Source organism: Aminobacter sp. LjRoot7 (assembly GCF_964252895.1).
In the GTDB taxonomy this organism is placed as follows: domain Bacteria; phylum Pseudomonadota; class Alphaproteobacteria; order Rhizobiales; family Rhizobiaceae; genus Aminobacter; species Aminobacter aminovorans_B.
This window is the reverse complement of record NZ_CAXUPX020000010.1, coordinates 204233-228770: the sequence shown is the minus strand read 5'-3', so window position 1 is coordinate 228770 and position 24538 is coordinate 204233. Positions and strand designations below refer to the sequence as shown.

At 63.8% G+C, this 24538-nt stretch carries 22 protein-coding genes; 19 read left to right on the top strand and 3 right to left on the bottom strand.

The window, feature by feature from the left end; genetic code table 11:
• Positions 1–4: 4 nt before the first annotated feature.
• The 6 genes from ybeY to trmB all read left to right on the top strand — a co-directional run bounded on the left by ybeY (position 5) and on the right by trmB (position 6092).
• Positions 5–517, top strand: a complete 513-nt coding sequence (ybeY, locus tag ACSQ3E_RS24860) for an rRNA maturation RNase YbeY (RefSeq protein ID WP_436124686.1) — start codon at positions 5–7, stop codon at positions 515–517.
• Between the two features lie 26 nt (positions 518–543).
• On the top strand, positions 544–1617 hold the full coding sequence (locus tag ACSQ3E_RS24855; protein WP_310319628.1) for a hemolysin family protein: 1074 nt from the start codon (positions 544–546) through the stop codon (positions 1615–1617).
• An 84-nt stretch (positions 1618–1701) separates the two neighbouring features.
• A complete protein-coding gene (gene lnt / locus ACSQ3E_RS24850) occupies positions 1702–3294 on the top strand; it encodes an apolipoprotein N-acyltransferase (protein WP_436124685.1) in 1593 nt (530 codons plus the stop codon).
• A gap of 140 nt (positions 3295–3434) precedes the next feature.
• Entirely contained in the window at positions 3435–3854 is a 420-nt protein-coding gene (locus tag ACSQ3E_RS24845; protein ID WP_310319622.1) for a helix-turn-helix domain-containing protein, read from the top strand.
• 255 nt (positions 3855–4109) lie between these two features.
• Entirely contained in the window at positions 4110–5375 is a 1266-nt protein-coding gene (gene metK / locus ACSQ3E_RS24840) for a methionine adenosyltransferase (RefSeq protein WP_115729335.1), read from the top strand.
• 15 nt (positions 5376–5390) lie between these two features.
• Positions 5391–6092 (top strand): tRNA (guanine(46)-N(7))-methyltransferase TrmB, encoded by a 702-nt coding sequence (gene trmB / locus ACSQ3E_RS24835; protein WP_436124699.1) that lies wholly within the window; start codon positions 5391–5393, stop codon positions 6090–6092.
• Between the two features lie 47 nt (positions 6093–6139).
• On the opposite strand, the gene ACSQ3E_RS24830 is transcribed toward trmB, so the two are convergent.
• Both ACSQ3E_RS24830 and ACSQ3E_RS24825 read right to left on the bottom strand, forming a co-directional pair.
• Positions 6140–7528 carry a sensor histidine kinase N-terminal domain-containing protein gene (locus ACSQ3E_RS24830; protein ID WP_436124684.1) on the bottom strand — a complete coding sequence of 463 codons (1389 nt, stop codon included), beginning with the start codon at positions 7526–7528 and terminating at the stop codon, positions 6140–6142.
• Positions 7528–8202: a response regulator gene (locus tag ACSQ3E_RS24825; RefSeq protein ID WP_436124683.1), complete on the bottom strand. Its 675-nt coding sequence runs from the start codon at positions 8200–8202 to the stop codon at positions 7528–7530. The genes ACSQ3E_RS24830 and ACSQ3E_RS24825 overlap by 1 nt, the downstream gene beginning before the upstream one ends.
• A 129-nt stretch (positions 8203–8331) precedes the next feature.
• Here ACSQ3E_RS24825 and ACSQ3E_RS24820 point away from each other — a divergent pair, with 129 nt between their 5' ends.
• The 4 genes from ACSQ3E_RS24820 (at position 8332) to ACSQ3E_RS24805 (ending at position 12679) form a co-directional block, all read left to right on the top strand.
• Positions 8332–9396 (top strand): ABC transporter substrate-binding protein, encoded by a 1065-nt coding sequence (locus ACSQ3E_RS24820; protein WP_436124698.1) that lies wholly within the window; start codon positions 8332–8334, stop codon positions 9394–9396.
• 311 nt (positions 9397–9707) lie between these two features.
• Positions 9708–10652, top strand: a complete 945-nt coding sequence (locus ACSQ3E_RS24815; protein WP_310319608.1) for a Bug family tripartite tricarboxylate transporter substrate binding protein — start codon at positions 9708–9710, stop codon at positions 10650–10652.
• A complete protein-coding gene (locus ACSQ3E_RS24810; RefSeq protein ID WP_310319605.1) occupies positions 10649–11137 on the top strand; it encodes a tripartite tricarboxylate transporter TctB family protein in 489 nt (162 codons plus the stop codon). Before ACSQ3E_RS24815 ends, ACSQ3E_RS24810 begins: the two co-directional genes overlap by 4 nt.
• A gap of 27 nt (positions 11138–11164) precedes the next feature.
• Positions 11165–12679: a tripartite tricarboxylate transporter permease gene (locus ACSQ3E_RS24805; protein WP_310319602.1), complete on the top strand. Its 1515-nt coding sequence runs from the start codon at positions 11165–11167 to the stop codon at positions 12677–12679.
• A gap of 205 nt (positions 12680–12884) precedes the next feature.
• Here the strand turns inward: ACSQ3E_RS24805 and ACSQ3E_RS24800 are convergent, their stop codons facing one another.
• Positions 12885–13049, bottom strand: a complete 165-nt coding sequence (locus ACSQ3E_RS24800) for a hypothetical protein (RefSeq protein ID WP_310319600.1) — start codon at positions 13047–13049, stop codon at positions 12885–12887.
• Positions 13050–13320: 271 nt separating this feature from the next.
• Between ACSQ3E_RS24800 and rimP the strand changes: the two genes are divergently transcribed.
• The 9 genes from rimP to pnp all read left to right on the top strand — a co-directional run bounded on the left by rimP (position 13321) and on the right by pnp (position 24535).
• Positions 13321–13953 carry a ribosome maturation factor RimP gene (gene rimP / locus ACSQ3E_RS24795; RefSeq protein WP_310319596.1) on the top strand — a complete coding sequence of 211 codons (633 nt, stop codon included), beginning with the start codon at positions 13321–13323 and terminating at the stop codon, positions 13951–13953.
• Between the two features lie 51 nt (positions 13954–14004).
• Positions 14005–15597 (top strand): transcription termination factor NusA, encoded by a 1593-nt coding sequence (gene nusA / locus ACSQ3E_RS24790; RefSeq protein WP_310319593.1) that lies wholly within the window; start codon positions 14005–14007, stop codon positions 15595–15597.
• Positions 15598–15629: 32 nt separating this feature from the next.
• Positions 15630–16280, top strand: coding sequence for an RNA-binding protein (locus tag ACSQ3E_RS24785; protein WP_067965752.1), 651 nt, complete (start codon positions 15630–15632; stop codon positions 16278–16280).
• Complete coding sequence (gene infB, locus ACSQ3E_RS24780) at positions 16277–18967, top strand: translation initiation factor IF-2 (protein WP_310319588.1); 2691 nt, start codon at positions 16277–16279, stop codon at positions 18965–18967. Before ACSQ3E_RS24785 ends, infB begins: the two co-directional genes overlap by 4 nt.
• 114 nt (positions 18968–19081) lie before the next feature.
• Complete coding sequence (gene rbfA, locus ACSQ3E_RS24775; RefSeq protein ID WP_310319585.1) at positions 19082–19489, top strand: 30S ribosome-binding factor RbfA; 408 nt, start codon at positions 19082–19084, stop codon at positions 19487–19489.
• A gap of 1 nt (position 19490) precedes the next feature.
• On the top strand, positions 19491–20438 hold the full coding sequence (gene truB, locus ACSQ3E_RS24770; RefSeq protein WP_067954437.1) for a tRNA pseudouridine(55) synthase TruB: 948 nt from the start codon (positions 19491–19493) through the stop codon (positions 20436–20438).
• Positions 20439–20499: 61 nt separating this feature from the next.
• On the top strand, positions 20500–21594 hold the full coding sequence (gene corA / locus ACSQ3E_RS24765; RefSeq protein WP_436124682.1) for a magnesium/cobalt transporter CorA: 1095 nt from the start codon (positions 20500–20502) through the stop codon (positions 21592–21594).
• A gap of 163 nt (positions 21595–21757) precedes the next feature.
• Complete coding sequence (gene rpsO, locus ACSQ3E_RS24760) at positions 21758–22027, top strand: 30S ribosomal protein S15 (protein ID WP_067954434.1); 270 nt, start codon at positions 21758–21760, stop codon at positions 22025–22027.
• A 366-nt stretch (positions 22028–22393) separates the two neighbouring features.
• Positions 22394–24535, top strand: a complete 2142-nt coding sequence (pnp, locus tag ACSQ3E_RS24755; RefSeq protein WP_436124681.1) for a polyribonucleotide nucleotidyltransferase — start codon at positions 22394–22396, stop codon at positions 24533–24535.
• Positions 24536–24538: the final 3 nt, after the last annotated feature.

Genomic DNA, 24538 nt, shown 5'->3' with positions numbered 1-24538 from the left:
CGCTATGCCTGACAAGAAGATACCGACGTCCGCCGTTGCGGCGGGCGCTCTTGATATCGACCTGATGATCGAGGAAGGCGCCTGGCCGAGTGAAGACGCGCTACGGGCGCTTGTCGACCGTGCCGTGCCTGCCGCCTTGGCCGAGGCGGCAGTCGAGGTCGTTGACGACGTCGAACTCAGCCTGGTCTTCACCGACGACGACGCCATCCAGAGCCTCAACGCTGAATGGCGCCAGAAGGACAAGCCGACCAACGTGCTGTCCTTTCCGGCCTTCCCGATGGCGCCGGGCGATCCGTTGCCGCCAATGTTGGGCGACATCGTTTTGGCCTACGAGACCGTGGTGCGCGAGGCCGAGCTTGAAGGCAAGCCGCTCGAAAACCACATCACCCACCTCATAATCCACGGACTCCTGCACCTTTTGGGGTATGATCACGAGACCGACGAGGAGGCCGAGGAAATGGAAGCGCTTGAACGCCAGGCACTGGCGAGGCTTGCCATTCCCGATCCCTACGCGTAACAGGGACGAACAACGACCGGAAGACGATGAACGACAAGCAAGAGACTGCCGCCACGCCCGATACGGGAACCGCGGCAAAGGCCTCCGACCAGACCGAGGACGGACCTAGTAGCAGTGCGCCGTTACAAGCGACGCACGACCCCCAGGCCGAGCGGCCAACATTCATCGAGCGGTTGAGCCGGTTTTTCCGTCACCGCAGCAATGGCACCAATATCCGTGAGGAAATTGTCGACGCGCTGGCCGAAACCGGCAGCGACGCCGATTCGTTTTCGCCGGGCGAGCGCGCCATGCTCAACAACATCCTCCGGCTCCGCGAAGTCAGGGTCGAGGACGTCATGGTGCCACGTGCCGACGTCGAGGCGATCGAGCTGTCGACGACGCTCGGCGAGCTGCTTTCGGTGTTCGAGCAGTCGGGCCATTCGCGCATGCCGGTCTATGTCGAGACGCTCGACGACCCACGCGGCATGGTCCACATCCGCGACGTGCTGGCCCACATCACCCGTGGCGCGCGCGTCAAGAAGGGCAGGGCGCGCAAGACGCCGCAGCCTGCTGACGTGCAGCTCGACCTTGCGCAGGTCGATCTCAAGCGCACGATCGGCGATCTCAACCTGATCCGCACGGTGCTGTTCGTGCCCCCGTCGATGCTGGCCTCTGACCTGATGAGCCGCATGCAAGCGACGCGCACCCAGATGGCGCTGGTCATCGACGAATATGGCGGCACAGACGGTCTCGTTTCGCTCGAGGACATCGTCGAGATGGTTGTCGGCGACATCGAGGACGAGCATGACGACGACGAGCCGATGATCACCCAGGCCGGCGATGGCGTTTATGTCGTCGACGGTAAGGCCGAGATCGAGGAAGTCGCCAAGGTTCTCGGCGAGGAATTCTCGCCCGGCGAGCACAGCGAGTATGTCGACACCATCGGCGGCATGATCTTCAACGCGCTCGGCCGCGTGCCGGCGCGCGGCGAAGTGGTGCAGGCGATACCGGGCTTCGAGTTCCACGTGCTCGACGCCGACCCGCGCCGCGTCAAGCGCGTCCGCATCGTCCACAGCGTCAAGAGCGAGCGCCGCCGTCGCGCCAAGGCTGAACAGGCGTGAGCCTGTCCCAGGGCGGTCCGCCATTTGGTGCCGCCCTGCGGTGCTGCTACACCTTCGATCCGTGATTCTGCGACGAGGGCACGGATGGAGCGTCATGCTGGGCGGATAATTCTGCTGTGGGGATGGAAAAGGGCGCTGGTGGCCTTTGTGGCCGGCGCCTTTGCCGTCCTGGGCCAGGCGCCCTATGATTTCTTCGCCGCCTGCTTCGTCTCCTTCCCGATCTTGGTCTGGCTGCTTGATGGTGCCGTCGCCGACAGGCCGGCCGGTTTCATCCGCCGCCTCATGCCGGCTTTCTCCACCGGATGGTGGTTCGGTTTCGGCTATTTCCTCGCCGGGCTCTGGTGGGTCGGTGGCGCGCTGCTCGTCGAAGCCGAGAGTTTCGCCTGGGCGCTGCCCTTCGCCGTTGTCGGCATCCCACTGATCCTGGCCTTCTTCTATGGCTTTGCCGCCGCCCTGGCGCGGCTGTTGTGGAGCGACGGCATCGGTCGCATCGCAGCGCTTGCCTTCGCCTTCGGCCTGATCGAGTGGCTGCGCACCTTCCTGTTCACCGGCTTTCCGTGGAATCCGCTCGGCTTTGCCGCCATGCCCGTGCCTTTGTTCATGCAGAGCGTGACGATGATTGGCGTCACCGGCATGAACGTGCTGGCGGTCTTCGTCTTCGCCATGCCGGCGTTGCTCGCCGACCGGCGTAATCTCAAGCTGGGTGCTGCCCTTGCCGCACTGCTGGTCGCGGCCCATGCCGGTTTTGGCTATTTCAAGCTGACCAGGCCGGCCCAGCCAGCGGAGCGGACCCTCAATGTCCGTATCGTCCAGCCCAATATCGACCTCAGCGAAAAATGGGATGGCCGCGTCCGCGACCGCATCTTTGCCAGCATGCTGCAGCTCTCGGCCGAGGCGCCCAAACCGGGCGCGAAGAAGCCGGACCTGATCATCTGGCCCGAGACCTCGGTGCCGTTCCTGTTTACCGAGCGTCCGGACGCGCTGGTGGCGATCGGCGACATGCTGGGCGAGGGCCAGACGCTGATGGCGGGCACCGTGCGCGCCGAAGGCGAATCGGTAGCCGGCGACGACACCCGCTATTACAACTCCGTCGTCAGCATCAACGACAAGGGAGAGATCGTCGACGCCGTCGACAAGGTCCATCTCGTTCCCTTCGGCGAGTACATTCCCTTTGCCGGGCTGATGGAACGCATCGGGTTGACGCAACTGGTCGCCGGGCCGATGAACTTCGCTGCCGGCGCCAACAGGCGGCCGTTGGAACTGCCCGGCGGGGTCAAGGCATCAGCCTTCATTTGCTACGAAATCATCTTTCCCCGCATGGTTGCAGTTGACGCAGCGTCAACTGGGATTATTGTGAATGTGACCAACGACGCGTGGTTTGGCGACACTCCGGGCCCCTACCAGCACTTCCGGCAGTCGCAGGTCCGCGCGGTCGAAAACGGGTTGCCGGTCCTGCGCGCGGCCAACACAGGAATTTCCGGCATTGTCGACCCGAGCGGGCGAATAGTGGATGCACTTGCGATGAATGTTCGCGGCACCATTGATGTCTCGCTTCCGGTGGCCGCCATTGGCGCTGCCTCGCCGCCGTTTTCGCGCGTTAACGCTTTCCTGATCATGTTGTTGATTGCCGTAGCGGCAACTGGCTTGAAGCTCAGACAGAGGCTCAGGGCGAATTGACACTGCGCTTGTTAGAAACTCATATGTCGCCGCGCAGCCAGAAGCTGTGCCAATCAACGTCTGCACCCGGACGTCATAAATTGCCCTGAATGGGGTGCCTGCCCAAATAATAAGCTGGAAAAATCCGGCGAGGAAAGACAGTGGAAAAAGAGAACAAGAAAAAGCCAAATCCGACCGACGTATACGTCGGCGGACGCATTCGCCTGCGACGCAATATGCTTGGAATGAGCCAGGAAAAACTTGGAGAGAGCCTCGGCATTACCTTTCAGCAGATCCAGAAATACGAAAAAGGAACAAATCGCGTCGGAGCGAGTCGCCTGCAGGCCATCGCTTCGATCCTGAGCGTTCCGGTTGCTTTCTTCTTCGAAGATGCCCCCGGCAGCGAGGGCAGCGAGCACAAAGGGCTGTCGGAAGACTCGTCCACGTCTTTTGTGGTCGATTTTCTCTCGAGTGCCGAAGGCCTCCAGCTCAACCGCGCGTTTGCCCGGATTTCCAACCCCAAGGTCCGGCGCAAGGTTATCGAGCTGGCTAAGGTCCTGGCCGACGACGAAGACCAGTAGTAGCGGAGCGCTGCGCGTCCCGCCGGATGCGCAGACGACGCCCCGGCTGCCCAAATTGCGCATCTCACTTTCCGAAAATCGGTTCTGATCTTCGGGGCGATGCGCGAGTGCGACGGCGATGCGCCGTCGCAACTCCCTTGCATTAACAGCGCTTCCGCGACGAAAGCCTGCTTGACGAGGTCTGGCCGGCTTCGCTAACACGTGTCGCGCCAAATGATCGGCATCGCGCCGATCGCTTTCTAGAGGGGACATCCCGTGCAGCGGCAGAATTATCTCTTCACTTCCGAGTCCGTATCCGAAGGTCACCCCGACAAGGTGTGCGACCGCATTTCCGATGAGATCGTCGATCTCGTCTACCGTGAGGCCAAAAAGACCGGCATGGATCCGTGGAAGGTCCGCGTTGCCTGTGAAACCCTGGCAACCACCAACCGCGTCGTGATCGCCGGCGAAGTTCGCGTGCCGGACACGCTGCTGAAGAAAGACAAGAACGGCCAGATCGTGAAGGACGCCGCCGGCCACCCGGTCGTCAATCCGTCCAAGTTCAAGTCGGTGGCCCGCAAGGCCATCCGCGCCATCGGCTACGAGCAGGCCGGCTTCCACTGGAAGACCGCCCGCATCGACGTGCTGCTGCACGGCCAGTCGCCCGACATCGGCCAGGGCGTCGACAGCGCTTCCGACCGCCAGGGCGAAGAAGGTGCCGGCGACCAGGGCATCATGTTCGGTTATGCCTGCCGCGAGACGCCCGACCTGATGCCGGCGCCGATCTACTACAGCCACAAGATCCTCGAACTGCTCGCCACCGCCCGCCACGAAAACAAGGGCGATGCCGGCAAGCTCGGTCCTGACGCCAAGAGCCAGGTCACCGTGCGCTACCAGGACGGCAAGGCCCACGAAGTCACGCAGATCGTGCTTTCGACCCAGCACCTCGACGGCAGCTGGGATTCGGGCAAGGTCCGCAAGGTGGTCGAGCCGTACATCCGCGAAGCCTTGGGCGAACTCGAGATCGCCAACGACTGCAACTGGTACATCAACCCGACAGGCAAGTTCGTCATCGGCGGTCCTGACGGCGACGCCGGCCTGACCGGCCGCAAGATCATCGTCGACACCTACGGCGGCGCAGCCCCGCACGGCGGCGGCGCGTTTTCCGGCAAGGACACCACCAAGGTCGACCGTTCGGCAGCCTATGCCGCGCGCTACCTCGCCAAGAACGTGGTTGCGGCCAAGCTCGCCGAGCGCTGCACCATCCAGCTGTCCTACGCCATCGGCGTTGCCCAGCCGCTGTCGGTCTATGTCGACCTGCACGGCACCGGCAAGGTCGACGAGGCGGTTCTGGAAGATGCGCTGCGCCAGGTCATGGACCTGTCGCCGTCGGGCATCCGCCGTCACCTCGACCTCAACAAGCCGATCTACGCCAAGACCTCGTCCTACGGCCATTTCGGCCGCAAGGCTGGTCGCGACGGTTCTTTCTCGTGGGAAAAGACCGACCTGGTGAAGGCACTCAAGGATGCGGTCGCCGCTTAAGGCGACCGTGGTATGATGGAACAGGAACCGCGCCGCACTCGCTCGACGGAAGCCTTCTTCGGGCGTCGGCGCGGCAAGCCCATCCGCCCGTATCAGGCGGAGGCGCTTGAAACAGGACTGGCCCGCCTAGGCATCGACCTCGGCGTGGCCGCTCCCGCCGATCTGCGAACTATGTTCGAAGCCGAGGTTTCGAAGGTCAGGCTCGAGATCGGTTTCGGCGGCGGCGAACACCTTCGCCACATCGCCGCGAACAATCCCGATGACGGCTTCATCGGCATCGAGCCCTTCGTCAATGGCATGGCCAAGATGGCGGCAGCGCTCCATGAAAAGCCGCTCGCCAACATCCGCCTCTATGACGAGGATGCGACCCAGCTGCTTGACTGGCTGCCGGAAGCCTCGCTCGATGGCATCGACCTGCTTTATCCCGACCCGTGGCGCAAGAAGAAGCACTGGAAGCGGCGCTTTGTCAGCCCGGTCAATCTCGACCGCTTCGCCCGCGTGCTGAAAAGCGGTGCGAAGTTCCGCTTTGCCTCCGACATCGACACCTATGTCAACTGGACGCTGCAGCATTGCCGCGCCCATCCCGCCTTCGAGTGGCAGGCGGCCGACGCCAAGGACTGGCACACGCCCTACGAAGGCTGGACCCGCACCCGCTACGAAGCCAAGGCAATCCGCGAGAACAGGACGCCAGCGTATTTGACGTTCGTCAGGGTGTAGAGCGCAGGCTTCTCTTCTCCCCCAGGGGAGAAGAGGTTCTGCGCCCGTCACGCCGCTGCCTTCCCAAACGCCACCCGCACCCTGAGCCCGCGGCCGTCGGCACCGGCCAGAAGCTCCAGCTGGCCGCTGAAGAGCGAGGCGATTTCTTCGACGATCGGCAGGCCGAGGCCGGCGCCAGGCTTGTCGCCCTCGCGTCCGCGCACGAAGCGCTGGCGCACGCTTTCCAGTTCGGATGCCGGGATGCCTGGACCGGTGTCTTCGACCTCCAGCACCACTTCCGTGCTGCCATCGATGACCTTGACGGTCGCTTCGGCGCCATTGCCGGCATAGGCGAGCACGTTTTCGATCAGGTTGCGGATCATCTCGCTGAGCAGCATCGGCTCGCCGCGCACGTAAAGCGGCTCCTCACCCTCGAAGCCGAGATCGATGCCGGCCGCGTGGGCCTGGGTGACGCGGTCGGCGGTGAGCTGCTGGGCGAGCTCGGTCAGGTTGACCGCGTCGAGGTTCTTCAGCCTGTCGGATGCGGCTTCGTCGACCTTGGCGAGCAGCAGCAGCTGGGCGATGACGCGCTCGGCATGGGCCACCGCCTCGTCGCCCATGCGCGCCGCCTGGCGGGCTTCGTCGAGCGAATGGGCACGCGAGGCGAGCGCCAGCTGAGTGCGGATGATGGTCAGCGGTGTGCGCAGCTGATGGCTGGCATTGCCGGTGAAATGCCGCATCGCGCCGAGCGCCGAGCCGAGCCGGCCCATGAAGGAATTGACCGTATCGACGAGCCCGCCCACCTCTTTCGGCACCGACTGCTCGATCGGGTGCAGGTCGTCGGGGTTGCGCTCGGCAATCGCGTCGCGCAGCCGGTAGAGCGGCCTGAGCGAGAAGGTGACGGCGAACCAGACGATGGCGGCCGCACTGCCGATCAGGATGGCGAGCCTCAGCGCCGAGCGCAGCAGGATTGTCTGCGCCAGCTGGGTGCGGGCGATCGTCGTTTCGGCGATGGTGACGACGAACGGGATCGAGGTCGCACCCGTCGAGGCGGCGCGGGACAGCGAGGTCAGCCGGATCGGCTCGCCGCGGAAGCGGGCATCTTCATAACCGCTTTCTTCGAGCTCCAGCCCGCCGATGACGGGCAGCGTCTGGTAGCCAGTGATGAAGCCGTCGGGCCCGTCGACGCGGTAGAAGACGCGGTCCTGCGCTGCCGAGGTCAGCATTTCGAGCGCGACATAGGGGATGTCGACCTCCAGCGCGCCATCCTCTGCCACCACCACGCGCTCGGCGATTGCCAGCGCCGAGCCGGCGAGCACGCGGTCGGAGACGGCGTTCGCGGTGTCGACCGCCTCGCGATAGGTGTCGACGAGCGCGATCAGGCCAAGCGTGACAAGTGGCACGAGCAGCCACAGCAGCAGCCGGCGGCGGAGCGAATAGGGCCTCGTCCGCGCCATCAGGGGCTTTGGATTTTTTCGAGATAGTAGCCGATGCCGCGCGCCGTCCGCACCGTCAGGCCGTAGGGCGCCAGGCGCTTGCGCAGCCGGCTGACATATTGCTCGATGGCATTGGCACTCAGGTCCTCATCGAAGCCGGCGAGCGATTCGATTATCGCCTGCTTGGCGACGACCTTGCCGGCGCGCATGAACAGCGTTTCGAGCAGCGCCAGCTCCCGCGCCGGAATGTCGATGGCGGCCCCGTGCGAGGAGAAGCTGCGGGTGTTGAGGTCGAGCGCCACCTCGCCGAAGGTGACAGTTGCGGCTTTCAGTCCGGCGCGGCGGCGCAGCAGCGTGCGCACGCGTGCCTCCAGCTCGCCGACGTCGAAGGGCTTGACCATGTAGTCGTCGGCGCCGAGGTCGAGGCCCTTGACGCGCTCGTCGAGCGAATGGCGCGCCGACAGGATCAGCACCGCGGCATCGTGCTGGCGCCCACGCATGGTGCGTAGCACGTCGAGCCCGTCCATCTCCGGCAAATTGAGGTCGAGGATGACCAGGTCGAAGCGCTCGGTGGCCAGCACCGCCACGGCGGATGCGCCGTCGCCGACAACATCGACGGCATAGCCGCTGCCCTTGAGCACCGCCGCCAGCCCCCCGGCCAGCGTCGCGTTGTCCTCCACCACCAGAATGCGCAACCCTGTTCTCCTTGCCCGCCCCGTTCGAACGATGCCCATTCGTTGGGCAAAGGTCCAGAGCCCGTTCGACGCACCCACCCGCGCTTCGCCGTTGTGTCGTTCACCGCGCTGAGGCATGGTCCGGCGATCATGCGCCTAGCCATTCTCACCGCCCTTGTCTGCCTTTCAGCGCCCGCGCGGGCCGAGGTCACCGTCTTCCCCGCGCTTAACGGCGCGTCGGACGCCCGCACGCTTGTCGTTTATTCCTCGCTCGACGCGCCGCTGAACAATCCGATGATCGCAGGCTTCCAGAAAGCCAATCCCGGCGTTGCCGTCCGTTACGAGGAACTGCAGACCGTCGACATCTACGACCGCGTGCTTGCCGAAACCGACGCCGGCAAGGGCACCGCCGACATCGCCTTTTCCTCGGCGATGGACCTGCAGGTCAAGCTCGCCAATGACGGTTACGCCCAGGAAAGCCGCCTGCCTTTGTCCGACCGCTGGCCGCGCTGGGCCAACTGGCGCGACACCGCCTATGCCTTGACCTACGAGCCGGCGGTGTTCGTCTACCACAAGCCGAGCTTCAGGGATGTCGAGCCGCCGGCGACGCGCGGCCAGTTCGTCGACTATCTCAAGTCCCAGGGCGACAAGGTCTATGGCCGCATCGCCACCTACGACATCGAGCGCTCCGGCGTCGGCTTCATGTTCATGGCGCGCGACCAGGAGCAGTATCCCGACATCTGGTCGGTGATCCGCGCCATGGGTGCGGCGGGCGTCAAGCTCTACTCGACCAGCAGCGCGATCCTCGAACGCATCGCCGACGGCCGCTTCGTGCTCGGCTACAACATTTTGGGCTCCTATGCCGCCGACTGGGCGGCGCGCAATCCCGACGTCGGCATCGTCCTGCCCAAGGACTATACGGTGGTGATGTCGCGCATCGGCCTAGTGCCGGCGGCAGCCAAGTCGCCCGACCTCGGCCGACGCTATCTCGAATATTTCATGTCGGCCGAGGGCCAGACTGTCATGGCGCGGCAACTGCATATCGCAGCCGTCAATCCTGACGTGTCGGGCGAGAACACCGCCAACCGCATGCAGGAGGTACTGGGCGGGCAATTGCGCCCGGTGCCGGTCAGTCCGGGCCTGATGGTCTATCTCGACCAGGTCAAGCGCTCGCGCGTCATCGGGCGCTGGAACGAGGCGCTGCGCAGTCCCTGATGTCAGGATGTTCCCCAAGCTGTTGCATCGGTGTCAGTCTGATGTCAGGTTGCTGCGATAGGGAAGTTTTGGCCCACCCGTTGGAGGCGGTGAAGGCTCGGAAAGTTCGGGAGGATTTCGAACACGTTTCCGCAAGGCTACCCGACGGCGGTACTCACCGCCGCGCAGAGGAGCCAGGAAACGCTGCATAAAGAGGCCGGCGTTCAGCCAGCCCGTTCCTTCCCTTCACGTTCCGAGACGCTGCTTCAGGCGCGGGCTTCGAAACTGAAAAAGCATTTTGCCCCGCGCATGCGGGCAAGGGAGGAACAGCAATGAAGCAGTTCGTATTGGCATCCATCATCGCGGGCGCGCTTGCCCTGCCGGCCGCCGCGGCCGACTACAAGATCATGGCTCCGGCAGCGCCTGGCGGCGGCTGGGACCAGACCGCGCGTTCGATGCAGACCGCGCTCCAGGACGAGAAGATCTCCAGCTCGGTCCAGGTCAACAACGTTCCTGGCGCCGGCGGCACAATCGGTCTCGCCCAGTTCGTCAACCAGGCCAATGGCGACCCGGCACAGCTGATCGTCGGCGGCTACGTCATGGTCGGCGCGATCCTGACCAACGCCTCGCCCGTCACGCTCGACCAGGTCACACCGATCGCGCGCCTGACCGGCGAATACGAAGCGCTGGTCGTTCCGGCCGCTTCCGAGATCAAGGACATGGCTGGCCTCGTTGCCAAGCTGAAGGCTGATCCCGGCTCCGTGTCGTGGGGCGGCGGCTCGGCCGGTGGTACCGACCACATCACGGCCGGCCTCATCGCCAAGGCTGCCGGCGTCGACCCGACCAAGGTCAACTACATCGCCTATTCCGGCGGTGGCGAAGCCCTTGCTGCCATCCTCGGCAACCAGGTGACTGTCGGCATTTCCGGCTACGGCGAATTCGCCGAGCAGATCAAGGCCGGCACGCTGCGCATCATCGGCATCTCGTCGGATGCCAAGGTTGAAGGCATCGACGCCCCGACCTTTAAGGAAGGCGGCGTTGACGTCTCGATCCAGAACTGGCGCATGGTCGCTGCAGCTCCCGGCATCTCGGCAGAGCAGAAGGCGGCCGTCCTCGCCGACGTCGAGAAGATGGTGACCTCGGCCTCGTGGACGAAGATCCTCGCAGACAAGGGCTGGGCCAACACCTACCTCGCCGGCGACGACTTCGCAGCACAGCTGAAGAAGGACACCGAGGCGACGTCCGCGATCCTGAAAGACATCGGCCTGGTGAAATGAGCCTGGACAACCAGCAACAAGAAAGGCGCCGCCCCGATCGGGCGGCGCTTGTCATCGCCGCCCTGCTGATGGTGGTGTCGGTGGTCATCGCCTGGAGCACCGCCAGCCATGGCACCGGCGCGAACTATGCCCGTGTCGGCCCGACAACGTTTCCCTATGTGATCGCGGTGGCCTTCTTCGGCCTGTCGATCTGGACGTTCTTCGAAGCCTGGCGTGGCGATTTCCCCGAACGCGAAAAACAAGAGATCAGCCCGATCCTGTGGATCGTCGGCGGTCTTGCCGCCCAGATGCTGCTGCTCAAGGCAGCCGGCTTCTCGATCGCCACCGGCTTGCTCTTCGCCGCGACGGCACGCGCCTTTGGCCGCGGACCGCTGTGGAGGACGATCCCGATCGGCATCGTGCTTTCGTTCGTCATCTGGATCATCTTCGCCAAGGGACTGCAGCTCTCGCTGCCCGCCGGCCCGCTCGAACACCTGCTGTTCTGAGCGATTATCAAGGGAGCTCGGCTCTAAATGGATACCTTTGGTCTGCTCGCGCAGGGACTGCTCACGGCACTCGAGCCGATGAACATGCTCTATGCGCTGATCGGCGTGACGCTCGGCACGGCTGTCGGCGTTCTTCCCGGCATCGGCCCGGCACTGACCGTCGCCCTGCTTTTGCCCGTCACCTACAAGCTTGATCCCGCGGGTTCGCTGATCATGTTCGCCGGCATCTACTACGGCGGCATGTATGGCGGCTCGACGACGTCGATCCTGCTCAACACGCCTGGCGAAAGTGCCTCGATCGTCACCGCGCTCGAAGGCAACAAGATGGCGCGCGCCGGGCGAGGCGGCCCGGCACTGGCGACCGCCGCCATTGGCTCCTTCGTCGCCGGCCTGATTGCCACCGTCGGTCTCGCTTTTGTCGCCCCGACCGTCGTCAAGATGGCGCTGTCTTTCGGCCCGGCCGAATATTTCGCGCTGATGATCCTGGCCTTCATGACCGTTTCCGCCGCCTTCGGCGACTCGACGCTGCGCGGCCTGACCGCGCTGTTCATCGGCCTCGGCCTCGGCCTCATCGGCATCGACCTGCAGACCGGCCAGGCGCGTCTTGCCTTCGGCATCCCCGACCTGCTCGACGGCATCGAGGTGACGACGCTTGCGGTCGCCCTGTTCGCCGTCGGCGAAGCACTCAGTGTCGCTGCCAGCAAGGGCGGCGATTCGACGATCCAGGCGATCAAGGGTTCGGTGTGGATGACCCGCGAGGATTGGAGCCGGTCATGGAAGCCATGGCTGCGCGGCACCGCAATCGGTTTCCCGATCGGCGCGATGCCGGCTGGCGGCGCTGAAATCGGCACCTTCCTGTCTTATTCGGTGGAAAAGAACCTGGCCAAGAAGCCGGAAGAGTTCGGCCATGGCGCGATCGAAGGTGTTGCTGGTCCGGAAGCGGCCAACAATGCTTCCGCCGCTGGCACGTTGGTGCCGCTGTTGACGCTCGGCCTGCCGACCACGGCGACTGCCGCCATCATGCTCGCCGGTTTCCAGCAGTTCGGCCTGCAGCCGGGTCCGCTCTTGTTTGCGACCAACCCGCAGCTCGTCTGGGGCCTGATCGCTTCGCTGCTGGTCGCCAACCTGATGCTCTTGGTGCTCAACCTGCCGCTGATCGGCGTCTGGGTCAGGCTGCTGACCATACCGCTACCCTGGCTCTATTCGGGCATCCTGCTGTTTGCGACGCTCGGCACCATCGGCGCCAATCCCTCGACCTTCGAGCTCGGCATGCTGCTGGCATTCGGCCTGCTCGGCTATGGCCTGCGCCGCTTCGGTTATCCGATTGCGCCTGTCGTCGTCGGCCTGATACTTGGACCGATGGCGGAGCAGCAGCTTCGCCGCGCGCTGGCCATCAGCCAGGGCGACCCGACAATCCTGGTGCATTCGCCGATTGCGATCGTCTTGTTGCTGCTTGCGGCCACAGCTGTCCTGCTGCCGCTGTATCTGCGTGCCCGTGGCCGCGGCAAAGTGCTGGCCCAGCTGGGCGCCAACGAGGACTGAGTTAGCCCCGTCTGCTGAAACAAAAAAGCCGAGGCCCGGAATTCCGGCCTCGGCTTTTTCTTTGCCTCGACAGCGAGGCTGGATACCCAGGGACAGAGCGACGGTGAAAATAACCGGCCGCTCCGGAGCACTGCCCGGCTGGCCACGTCTCGGCTATCGCCAATGACGCAACCAGCGGTGCGCTCTCTACCCTGAATGCGTTTGATCAGTACTTGCGAATGCGGTCGAAGTGGAGCGGGTCGATGCCGAGCATCACCAGGTCCTGGTTGGTTGGGCGATGACCGCGCTCGACGGCAGCTGCGGCAGCGACGGCGCTACCAAAGGTGCGGACCAGTACGCCAATGCGGCCAAGGGGCTTGCGGGTGTTCATCTCTTTATCCTCTTTTGCGCTGCATCATCATTTTGTGCAACGCAACAAATATAGGTGACGTTGAGAGAAGCGGTAGGGATGTCTGCGCATGTTTGCCATGCATCTGCTGCAATGGTCGGCTAAACAGGTGGCAGTGGACGCTACCGGCCACAGGACTTGAAAGGCGCGCCGCCTTCGGCTATATCAGCCTCAAATTCTTGGTCGGTATGACGAAGAGTGGGTCCACCCGGTCCCGCTCTTTTTTGTTACCTGCCGACCGTCTGGAGAACCAATGACCGAAAACGCAGTCGAACAGACAGGCGACGACCGCATCATTCGCGAGACCGGCATCGACGCCCGCATCGCCCTGATCGTTCAGCCCGTCCTTCGCGCGATCGGCTTCCGCCTCGTTCGCATCCGCCTGTCGGGCACGAACGGGCTGACGCTGCAGATCATGGCCGAGCGCGAAGACGGCACCATGACCGTCCAGGATTGCGAAGAAGTGAGCCGTGCGGTTTCGCCTGCTCTCGATGTCGATGATCCGATCGAAAAGGCGTATCATCTCGAAGTTTCGTCGCCGGGCATCGACCGGCCGCTGGTTCGCAAGTCGGATTTCGGCAACTGGATCGGTCACATCGTCAAGATGGAGACCTCGGTCATGGTTGCCGACCGCAAGCGCTTCCGCGGTAAGATCGCCGAAGTCGACGAAGAAAGCGTCCTGATCCAGCGTGACCAGGCCGCCTACGGCGAGGAGCCGACCGTGCGCGTGCCTTTCGAGGCGATTTCCGAGGCGCGGCTGATCCTCACCGACGATCTCATTCGCGATGCCCTGAGCAAGGACAATCAGGCGCGCAAGGAAGCACGGAAGCGTCGCGGCGAACCCGAAGATGCGCCGGAAGACGAAGAAACCGAAACGGAAGATTGATAGAGCCCAACGGCTGGACCTGATCCGGCCGGACGCTCCGGGAGAAAGACAATGGTTGTAAGCGCCAACAGGCTCGAACTGCTGCAGATCGCCGATGCGGTCGCCCGCGAGAAGTCGATCGACAAGTCGATCGTCATCGCCGCCATGGCCGACGCGATCCAGAAGGCAGCGCGCTCGCGCTATGGTCAGGAGACCAACATCCGCGCCGACATCAACCCCAACACGGGTGAGATGAAGCTGCAGCGCCTGATGGAAGTCGTCGAAAAGGTCGATGACTACGCCATCCAGATCGCGCTGAGCTCGGCGCGCGAACGCAATCCCGATGCGCAGCTCGGCGACTTCATCGCCGAACAGCTGCCGCCGATGGATTTCGGCCGCATCGCCGCCCAGTCGGCCAAGCAGGTCATCGTCCAGAAGGTGCGTGAAGCCGAGCGAGACCGCCAGTACGACGAGTACAAGGATCGTATCGGCGAGATCGTCAACGGCACGGTCAAGCGCGTCGAATACGGCAACGTCATCGTCGATCTCGGCCGTGGCGAGGCGATCATCCGCCGCGACGAGCTGATCCCCCGCGAAAACTACAAGTACGGCGACCGCGTCCGCGCTTACGTCTACGACGTGCGCCGCGAACAGCGTGGCCCGCAGATCTTCCTGTCGCGTACCCATCCGCAGTTCATGGCGAAGCTGTTCACCATGGAAGTGCCGGAGATCTACGACGGCATCATCGAGATCAAGTCGGTTGCCCGCGACCCCGGTTCGCGCGCCAAGATCGCCGTCATCTCGCGTGACAGCTCGATCGACCCGGTCGGCGCCTGCGTCGGTATGCGCGGTTCGCGCGTCCAGGCCGTCGTCGGCGAGCTCCAGGGCGAAAAGATCGACATCATTCCGTGGTCGCCTTCCGCAGCCTCGTTCATCGTCAACGCCCTGCAGCCGGCTGAAGTCGCCAAGGTCGTTCTCGACGAGGACGCAGAGCGCATCGAAGTCGTGGTTCCCGACGACCAGCTGTCGCTGGCCATCGGCCGCCGCGGCCAGAACGTGCGCCTGGCTTCGCAGCTGACCGGCTGGGACATCGACATCCTGACCGAACAGGAAGAGTCGGAGCGCCGCCAGAAGGAATTCGTCGAGCGTTCGACCCTGTTCATGGAATCGCTCGACGTCGACGAGATGGTCGGCCAGGTGCTTGCATCCGAAGGCTTCACCTCGGTTGAAGAAGTGGCTTACGTCGATGCCGACGAAATCGCATCGATCGACGGCTTCGACGAGGACACGGCCAGCGAGATTCAGACCCGCGCCCGCGAATACCTCGGCAAGATCGAGGCCGAGCACGACGAGAAGCGCAAGGCGCTTGGCGTGCAGGACGAACTGCGCGAGATCCCCGGTGTCACCACCGCGATGCTGGTCGCTCTCGGCAATGACGGCGTGAAGACTGTCGAGGACTTCGCCGGCTACGCCGCCGACGATCTCGTCGGCTGGAAGGAACGCAAGGACGGAGAGACCAAATTCTTCCCAGGCGTGCTCGCCGACTACGGCGTCTCGCGTACCGATGCGGAACAGATGGTTGTTGCTGCCCGACGCATGGTTGGCTGGATCGCCGAGGACGAGATTGCGTCCGAGGAAGAGCCTGCCGACGTCGCCGGTGAGTGACGTGAGGCCGGCCGGAGAAACTGTTGGACGAGATGAACGATCGCACCTGCATCGTCACGCGCAAAAGCGCCGAACCGGATGATCTGATCCGTTTCGTCGTCGGCCCGGATTCGGCCGTCTATCCTGATCTGAAGAGAAATCTGCCCGGCCGCGGTTGCTGGGTGACGGCCGACCGCCTACATATCGACAAGGCGGCGGCCAAGGGCATGTTCGCCCGTGCCTTCAAGGCGCAGGTCGTCGTGCCGCCCGATCTGGGCGCAATGGTGGATAATCTGCTCGCCCGGTCAGCACTTGGCTCGCTTGGGCTTGCCCGCAAGGCCGGTCTGGTGGCACTAGGTGCCGCCAAGGTCGACTCCACGGTCCGTGCCGGCAAGGCGCTTCTAGTACTCCATGCTTACGAGGGCGCCGAGGATGGCGTCCGCAAGATCACCCAGGCCCGCAAGGCCACAGTGCATATCGGCGGGCCTGCAACGCCCGCCTACAAACTTTTTTCGGAAGCGGAATTGGGTTTGGCATTGGGGGCAACAAATGTGATACATGCTGCCGTCCTCGCGGGAGAAGCGGGCAAGGCGGTCGCGAAGCGCATGGTTGCGCTTGACCGATATCGGGGCGGATCCCCGGATGATCTGGCAATGATTGCGGCGATTGCCTACGACGATGATGCCGCAGAGGATATGGAATGAGCGATAGCAAATCGGGCGATGACAACACGTTGAGCGTCACTCCGAAGAAGACCTTGACGCTGAAGCGCCCGGGATCGGAGCAGGGAACCGTACGCCAGAACTTCTCGCACGGCCGCACAAAGCAGGTCGTCGTGGAGACGAAGAAGCGTAAGTTCTCCATGCCCGGCGACAAGCACGAGCCCACACCGACGGCAGCGACGGTGTTCGCGCCCAAGCCGCAGCCAGCAGCGCCCGCACCGGCAGCGCCGGTAGCGCCTGTGGCAGCGACGCCTGTTGTTTCGACGCCGGTCGCGGCAGCTCCTGCACCCCGGCCGACACCTGCACCAACGCCTGCACCCGCGCCTGTCGCGAAAGAGGCGCCGCGGCCCGCGCCGCGCCAGCCCGAGCGTTCAGGCATGGTGCTGAATTCACTGTCGCGCAGCGAGATGGATGCGCGTCGTCGCGCGCTCGAAGGCTCGGTCGCGCGTGAACAGGAAGATCGCCTACGCGCTGCCGAAGACGCGCGCCGCCGTGCCGAGGAAGACGAGCGCCGCCGCAAGGAGCGCGAGGATTCGGCTCGTCGCCAGGCAGAAGAAGAAGCCCGTCTCAAGACCGAGGCTGAATCCCGCCGCCGCGCCGAGGACGAGGCACGCCGCCGTGCGCCGGCCGCAGCCCTCGAGGCCAATGTGCCCGACGAGGTGGAAGCCAAGCCGAAGGGCCGCGTTGGCCCCGGTGCCGCAACCGCATCGCCGATCCGCCGCGTTGCGACCCCTGAGATTGCCCGTCCGGCCAAGACCAAGACCGAGGACGACCGTCGTCGTGGCAAGCTGACGCTCAACACGGCGTTGACTTCCGCGGATGGCGACGCCCGTTCGCGTTCGCTGTCGGCGATGCGTCGCCGCCAGGAGAAGTTCAAGCGTGCGATGCACCAGGAGACGCGCGAGAAGATCGTGCGTGAGGTCATTCTTCCTGAGACCATTACCATCCAAGAACTGGCCCAGCGCATGTCCGAACGCGCCGTCGAGGTCGTCAAGTTCTTCATGAAGCAAGGCCAGATGCTGAAGCCGGGCGACGTCATCGACGCCGATACGGCCGAGCTGGTCGCTTCCGAGTTCGGCCACACGGTTCGCCGCGTTGCCGAGTCCGACATCGAAGAAGGCCTGTTCGACATCGCCGATCACAGCGAAACGCTGGTTACGCGTCCGCCTGTCGTCACCATCATGGGTCACGTCGACCACGGCAAGACCTCGCTGCTCGACGCCATCCGCCAGGCCAACGTCGTGTCAGGCGAAGCCGGTGGCATCACCCAGCACATCGGCGCCTACCAGGTCGAGAAGAACGGTCAGAAGATCACCTTCATCGACACCCCCGGCCACGCCGCCTTCACGGCGATGCGTGCTCGTGGTGCCCAGGCGACCGACATTGCCATCCTGGTGGTTGCGGCCGACGACAGCGTCATGCCGCAGACCATCGAGTCGATCAGCCATGCCAAGGCTGCCGGCGTGCCGATCATCGTTGCCATCAACAAGATCGACAAGCCGTCGGCTGACGCCCAGAAGGTCCGTACCGAGCTGCTGCGCCACGAAGTCTTCGTGGAATCGATGGGCGGTGAAGTGCTCGACGTCGAGGTTTCGGCGAAGAACCGCACCAATCTCGACAAGCTGCTCGAAGCGATCCTGCTGCAGGCCGAAGTTCTCGACCTCAAGGCAAACCCCGACCGTACGGCCGAGGGTGTCGTCATCGAAGCCAAGCTCGACAAGGGCCGTGGCCCGGTTGCGACCGTGCTCGTCCAGACCGGTACGCTGCTGCCAGGCGACATTCTCGTCGCCGGCGACCAGTGGGGCCGCGTCCGTGCCCTGGTCGACGATCGTGGCAACCGTCTCGAGGAAGCTCCGCCGGCGATGCCGGTCGAGATTCTCGGCCTCCAGGGCACGCCTCAGGCTGGCGACCGCTTCGCGGTGGTCAACAACGAAGCCCGTGCCCGTGAGATCACCGAGTACCGCCAGCGTCTGGCGCGTGACAAGGCTGTCGCCAAGCACGCAACCCAGCGCGGCTCGCTCGAGCAGATGATGTCGCAGCTGCAGTCGTCCGGCCTCAAGGAGTTCCCGCTCATCATCAAGGGTGACGTGCAGGGCTCGGTCGAAGCGATCATCGCAGCACTCGACAAGCTCGGCACCGACGAGGTGCGTGCGCGCATCGTCCATTCGGGCGCCGGCGCCATCACCGAAAGCGACGTCACGCTCGCCGAAACCTCGGGTGCGGCAATCATCGGCTTCAACGTCCGCGCCAATGCGCAGGCGCGTCACGCCGCTGAGCAGCAGGGCATCGAGATCCGCTACTACAACATCATCTACAACCTCGTGGATGACGTTAAGGATGCGATGTCGGGTCTGCTGTCGCCGGAACGCCGCGAAACCTTCATCGGCAACGCCGAGATCCTCGAAGTCTTCAACATCACGAAGACGGGCAAGGTCGCTGGTTGCCGTGTCACCGAAGGCAAGGTCGAACGTGGTGCGGGCGTCCGCCTCATCCGCGACAACGTTGTCATCCACGAAGGCACGCTCAAGACGCTCAAGCGCTTCAAGGACGAAGTCTCCGAAGTGCCGGTCGGCCAGGAATGCGGTATGGCCTTCCAGAACTACGAAGACATGCGCGCTGGCGATGTCATCGAGTGCTTCCGCGTGGAGATGGTGACCCGGAGGCTCTAAGACTCTGGCATCAGTCTAGTCATTTGGACGGTGGCCGTTCGGCCGCCGTCCGTTTTCGTGCAGCAGGAAGCGCGGTCCCATTCCGCCTCCTGCGACATATGGATTTTCAGGACCATGTCGCGTTTTCAGAGTTCAGGCCCATCCCAGCGCCAGCTTCGCGTCGGCGAACAGGTGCGCCATGCGCTTTCCGAAATGCTCCCGCGCGGAGAGATCATCGATCCGGTGATTGAAACGACGGTTATTTCGATCACCGAGGTGCGCATGTCGCCTGACCTCAAGATCGCCACCGCCTTCGTGTCGCCGATCGGCGCCAAGGACGCGGACGCGGTCATCGTCGCGCTCAACAAATATGCCAAGTTCATCCGTGGCCGCGTTTCATTTGCCCTCAAGCAGATGAAATACATGCCGGAATTCCGTTTCCGGCTGGACACCAGTTACGACAATTTCGCCAAGATCAACGATCTGCTGCGCTCGCCCGAAGTGGCGCGCGACCTCGACGGCGAAGAAGACAAGGAAGACTGACATGTCGCGTCGCGGCAAGAAGAAAGGCCGGCCCGTCTCCGGCTGGCTGGTGCTGGACAAACCTGTGGGTATGGGCTCGACCGAGGCCGTCTCCAAGATCAAGTGGCTGTTCAACGCCGAAAAGGCCGGACACGCCGGAACGCTCGACCCGCTCGCCTCCGGCATGTTGCCGATCGCGCTCGGCGAAGCCACCAAGACCGTGCCTTACGTCATGGACGGCGCCAAGGTTTACCGCTTCACCGTCTCCTGGGGCGAAGAGCGCTCGACCGACGACCTCGAGGGCCCGGTGACCAAGACCTCGGACAAGCGTCCGTCCGAGGAAGAGATCCGCGCCGTCATGCCGAAATACACCGGCGTCATCATGCAGACGCCGCCGCAGTTCTCGGCGATCAAGATCGCCGGCGAGCGTGCCTATGACCTCGCCCGCGAAGGCGAGACCGTCGACATTCCGGCCCGTGAAGTCGAGATCGGCCGCCTCGAGATCATCGAAAACAGTGCCGATCGCACCGTTTTCGAGATCGATTGCGGCAAGGGTACCTATGTCCGTTCGCTGGCCCGTGACATGGGCCGCGATCTCGGCTGCTTCGGCCACATCTCGGAGCTTCGCCGCACCGAGGTCGATCCGTTCACCGCGGAAGACTTCGTCACTATCGCCGAGCTCGAAGCGGCTCGCACCGCCGGCCAGCCGGAAGGTGAAGAGGGCAAGTGGGACTTCACAGCGATCGATGAATTCGTTGTCGACACTTCGGCGGCACTCGACTGCCTGCCACAGGTCGCCGTGACGGACGAGGCCGCCTCCAAGATCAGGCTCGGCAACCCGGTTATCGTGCGCGGACGTGATGCCCCTGTCGAGGCCGAGGAAGCCTGCGCCACCGCGCGTGGCAAGCTCGTCGCCATCGGCGCCATCGAGCAGGGCATGTTCAAGCCCAAGCGGGTGTTCACTGCCTGACACTTGTCTGCCGGTGCCGTTTCCGCTTGGATCGCTGACATGATTCCGCGAGCGAGGCGAAATGGCACTGGCTGAACCCACCGGCAAACACGGTCATCGCCAGCACACTCGGCCACCGGTTGGCGCGTCGCCCGGCACGCTGATCGCCGACCCGTCGGCGCGCCAGTCGGCGCTGAACCTGACGCTGATTTCGCCTGATACCTGCGAGTTCGTCGACGATGCGAGCCTCGACGACGTCGAGGCGGCCTGCAACAACTGGCCATTGATCTGGCTCGATTGCGTCGGCCTTGCCAATATCGGCCTGATCGAGGAGATCGGCAGGATCTTCCATCTGCACACGTTGGCGCTCGAGGATGTGGTCAACACCGGCCAGCGCTCCAAGGCCGACTTCTTCGACGATCATGCCTTCTTCGTGCTCTCGATGATCGATGACGTGAAGACCAGCCGCTACGAGCAGATCTCGTTCTTTTTCGGCGACAAGTTCGTCGTCACCTTCCAGGAGCGCGAGGGCGATCCGTTCGAGCCGGTGCGCCAGCGCATCCGAACCTCCAATCCGAGCCGGCTGCGCCACCGCAAGGCCGACTATCTCGCCTATGCGCTGATCGATGCTGTGGTCGACAGCTACTTCCCGATCGTCGATGCCACCGGCGACAAGGTCGAAGCCATCGAGGACGAGCTGCTGGCCGCCCCCAGGAAGCAGCACATCAGCCAGCTGCACGGCCTGCGCCGGGCGACCAGCCAGCTCAAGCGCACCATCATGCCGTTGCGCGATGCGCTGACCACGCTGATCCGCTCCGATGCGGCCTTCATCTCGGCCGAGACCAAGGTCTATTTCAACGACACGCTCGACCATTCCATCCGGCTGGCCGAAACGGTCGAGTCCCAGCGCGAGACAATGATCGGCCTGATCGAGATGCAGCTGTCGCTGTCGCAATCGCGGACCAACGAAATCATCGGCGTCTTGACGATCGTCTCGGCGATCTTCATCCCACTAACCTTCCTCGCCGGCATCTGGGGCATGAATTTCGACCCCGCCAGTTCGCCCTGGAACATGCCCGAGTTGCTGTGGCCCTATGGTTATCCGGCAGCGCTCGGCTTCATGGCCCTGGTCGCGATCTCGCTGGTGCTGTTTTTCCGCTGGCGCAAATGGCTCTGAAGGGCGGCTCGGAGCCGGCTTGCGAATGGGACTGGCTTTTGTTGCCAAATTCTACTATATGCGCCGCAACATCGCGCTTTTAAGCGCCTTGTTCCATTGGCCCCAGCTGGACGACATCCCGGCCGAGGGCGTCCCGTTTCCTCCAGATTGAAAGGAAAACACGATGTCGATTACTGCCGAGCGCAAGTCGGAATTGATGGCTGAATTTGCAACCGCCAAGGGCGACACCGGTTCGCCGGAAGTCCAGGTTGCGATCCTCTCCGAGCGCATCAAGAACCTGACCGAGCACTTCAAGGACCACAAGAAGGACAACCACTCCCGTCGTGGTCTTCTGGCGCTCGTCTCCCTGCGTCGCTCGCTGCTTGATTACCTCAAGCGCAAGGACGACGCACGCTATCAGACGCTGATCGAGAAGCTCGGTCTGCGCCGCTGATGAATTGATCGGCGGGTTCTCCGAGCGAGAGCCCGCCGTTCGCGCATTCGGGCCATCTTTTTTTGATGGTCCATTGGTCCGATCACGCCACAGGGGCGGGGTCGCGCTGAAAAAGGTTCCGGAGCGCCGCAGCGACGCGCCCGAACCGCCCATGGACGGTCATGGGGCAGGATTGCAGGACGTTCGGTCGGCCGCGTTGCGGCTCACATTTCCACCGAGCTTCTTGTTGTCTTGCCCGTGGCTGGCCAAACCGAAGCCAAGGCGCGTGCGGAAGACCAGCCGGTTTTCCCTATGGCGCGCCGAACAAGCCAGGGAATTGGCGCGCCGGAATGCGGCGTCGGCCGTTCCCGCCACGAAGGACAGAATATGTTCAATCACCACAAAGTTGAAATCGAATGGGGCGGCCGTCCGCTCATCCTCGAGACCGGCAAGATCGCGCGTCAGGCCGATGCAGCCGTGCTCGCCACCTACGGCGAAACCGTCGTGCTCGCCACCGTCGTTTCGGCCAAGGAGCCGAAGCCGGGCTTCGACTTCTTCCCGCTGACCGTCAACTACCAGGAAAAGACCTACGCAGCCGGCAAGATCCCCGGCGGCTACTTCAAGCGTGAAGGCCGTCCGAGCGAGAAGGAAACGCTGGTTTCGCGCCTGATCGACCGTCCGATCCGTCCGCTCTTCGCTGCCGGCTACAAGAACGACACCCAGGTCGTCATCACCGTCGTCCAGCACGACCTCGAAAACGATCCTGACATCCTGTCGATCGTTGCCACCTCGGCTGCGCTGACGCTCTCGGGCGTGCCTTTCATGGGCCCGATCGGCGGCGCGCGCGTCGGCTACATCAACGGCGAATACGTGCTCAACCCGCATATCGACGAGATGCAGGAATCGAAGCTCGACCTCGTTGTCGCCGGCACCGATGCTGCCGTGCTGATGGTCGAGTCGGAAGCCAAGGAACTGGCTGAAGACGTCATGCTCGGCGCCGTCATGTTCGGTCACCGCGGCTTCCAGCCGGTCATCGACGCCATCATCAAGCTGGCCGAAGTGGCGGCCAAGGATCCGCGCGACTTCACCGCGCCGGACTATTCCGAGCTTGAAGCAGAGATGCTGAAGATCGTCGAAGGCGAGCTGCGCGACGCTTACAAGAACATCGACAAGCAGGCCCGCTACGCCGCCGTCGACGCCGTCAAGGCCAAGGTCAAGGCAGCGTTTGCCGCCGAAGGCGACGAAGCTCCGAAGTGGTCGGCCGACAAGGTCGCCACCGTGTTCAAGGAACTCCAGGCCAAGATCGTGCGCTGGAACATCCTCGACACCGGTTCGCGCATCGACGGCCGTGACCTCTCGACGGTTCGCCAGATCGTTTCCGAAGTCGGCGTCCTGCCGCGCACCCACGGTTCGTCGCTGTTCACCCGCGGCGAGACCCAGGCGCTGGTCGTTGCCACGCTCGGCACCGGCGAAGACGAGCAGTATGTCGACTCGCTGACCGGCATGTACAAGGAGAAGTTCCTCCTTCACTACAACTTCCCTCCCTACTCGGTTGGTGAGACCGGCCGCATGGGTTCGCCCGGCCGCCGCGAAATCGGCCACGGCAAGCTCGCCTGGCGCGCAGTGCGCCCGATGCTGCCGGCTGCCGAGCAGTTCCCCTACACGCTGCGCGTCGTCTCCGAGATCACCGAGTCGAACGGCTCGTCGTCGATGGCCACCGTCTGCGGCACCTCGCTGGCGCTGATGGATGCTGGTGTTCCGCTGCAGAAGCCGGTTGCCGGTATCGCCATGGGCCTGATCAAGGAAGGCGAGCGCTTCGCCGTCCTGTCCGACATCCTGGGCGACGAGGATCACCTCGGCGACATGGACTTCAAGGTTGCCGGCACGACCAACGGCATCACCGCGCTGCAGATGGACATCAAGATCGACGGTATCACCGAAGAGATCATGAACATCGCGCTCGGCCAGGCCAAGGACGGCCGTCTGCACATCCTCGGCGAAATGTCGAAGGCTCTGTCGGAAGGCCGCAAGGAACTCGGCGAGTTCGCTCCGCGCATCGAGGTCATGCACATCCCGACCGACAAGATCCGTGAAGTCATCGGTTCTGGCGGCAAGGTCATCCGCGAGATCGTCGAAAAGACCGGCGCCAAGATCAACATCGAGGACGACGGCACGGTCAAGATCGCTTCGTCGAACGCCAAGGAAATCGAGGCGGCCAAGAAGTGGATCCACACCATCGTGGCTGAGCCGGAAGTCGGCGAGATCTACGAAGGCACGGTCGTCAAGACCGCTGACTTCGGCGCCTTCGTCAACTTCTTCGGCCCGCGCGACGGCCTCGTCCACATCTCGCAGCTTGCCAACGACCGCGTTGCCAAGACTTCGGACGTGGTCAAGGAAGGCGACAAGGTCTGGGTCAAGCTGATGGGCTTCGACGAGCGCGGCAAGGTCCGCCTGTCGATGAAGGTCGTCGACCAGGCCACTGGCAAGGAGATCGCCAAGAAGCCCGAAGGCGAAGAAACCGCCGCCTGATAG

Bases quoted from the DNA above. Each gene is read 5' to 3' on its own strand.
- ybeY (WP_436124686.1), top strand. From the start codon at position 5: ATGCCTGACAAGAAGATACCGACGTCCGCCGTTGCGGCGGGCGCTCTT.
- ACSQ3E_RS24855 (WP_310319628.1), top strand. From the start codon at position 544: ATGAACGACAAGCAAGAGACTGCCGCCACGCCCGATACGGGAACCGCG.
- lnt (WP_436124685.1), top strand. From the start codon at position 1,702: ATGGAGCGTCATGCTGGGCGGATAATTCTGCTGTGGGGATGGAAAAGG.
- trmB (WP_436124699.1), top strand. From the start codon at position 5,391: ATGGAACAGGAACCGCGCCGCACTCGCTCGACGGAAGCCTTCTTCGGG.
- ACSQ3E_RS24830 (WP_436124684.1), bottom strand. From the start codon at position 7,528: ATGGCGCGGACGAGGCCCTATTCGCTCCGCCGCCGGCTGCTGCTGTGG.
- ACSQ3E_RS24820 (WP_436124698.1), top strand. From the start codon at position 8,332: ATGCGCCTAGCCATTCTCACCGCCCTTGTCTGCCTTTCAGCGCCCGCG.
- ACSQ3E_RS24815 (WP_310319608.1), top strand. From the start codon at position 9,708: ATGAAGCAGTTCGTATTGGCATCCATCATCGCGGGCGCGCTTGCCCTG.
- ACSQ3E_RS24810 (WP_310319605.1), top strand. From the start codon at position 10,649: ATGAGCCTGGACAACCAGCAACAAGAAAGGCGCCGCCCCGATCGGGCG.
- ACSQ3E_RS24805 (WP_310319602.1), top strand. From the start codon at position 11,165: ATGGATACCTTTGGTCTGCTCGCGCAGGGACTGCTCACGGCACTCGAG.
- ACSQ3E_RS24800 (WP_310319600.1), bottom strand. From the start codon at position 13,049: ATGAACACCCGCAAGCCCCTTGGCCGCATTGGCGTACTGGTCCGCACC.
- rimP (WP_310319596.1), top strand. From the start codon at position 13,321: ATGACCGAAAACGCAGTCGAACAGACAGGCGACGACCGCATCATTCGC.
- nusA (WP_310319593.1), top strand. From the start codon at position 14,005: ATGGTTGTAAGCGCCAACAGGCTCGAACTGCTGCAGATCGCCGATGCG.
- ACSQ3E_RS24785 (WP_067965752.1), top strand. From the start codon at position 15,630: ATGAACGATCGCACCTGCATCGTCACGCGCAAAAGCGCCGAACCGGAT.
- infB (WP_310319588.1), top strand. From the start codon at position 16,277: ATGAGCGATAGCAAATCGGGCGATGACAACACGTTGAGCGTCACTCCG.
- rbfA (WP_310319585.1), top strand. From the start codon at position 19,082: ATGTCGCGTTTTCAGAGTTCAGGCCCATCCCAGCGCCAGCTTCGCGTC.
- truB (WP_067954437.1), top strand. From the start codon at position 19,491: ATGTCGCGTCGCGGCAAGAAGAAAGGCCGGCCCGTCTCCGGCTGGCTG.
- corA (WP_436124682.1), top strand. From the start codon at position 20,500: ATGGCACTGGCTGAACCCACCGGCAAACACGGTCATCGCCAGCACACT.
- rpsO (WP_067954434.1), top strand. From the start codon at position 21,758: ATGTCGATTACTGCCGAGCGCAAGTCGGAATTGATGGCTGAATTTGCA.
- pnp (WP_436124681.1), top strand. From the start codon at position 22,394: ATGTTCAATCACCACAAAGTTGAAATCGAATGGGGCGGCCGTCCGCTC.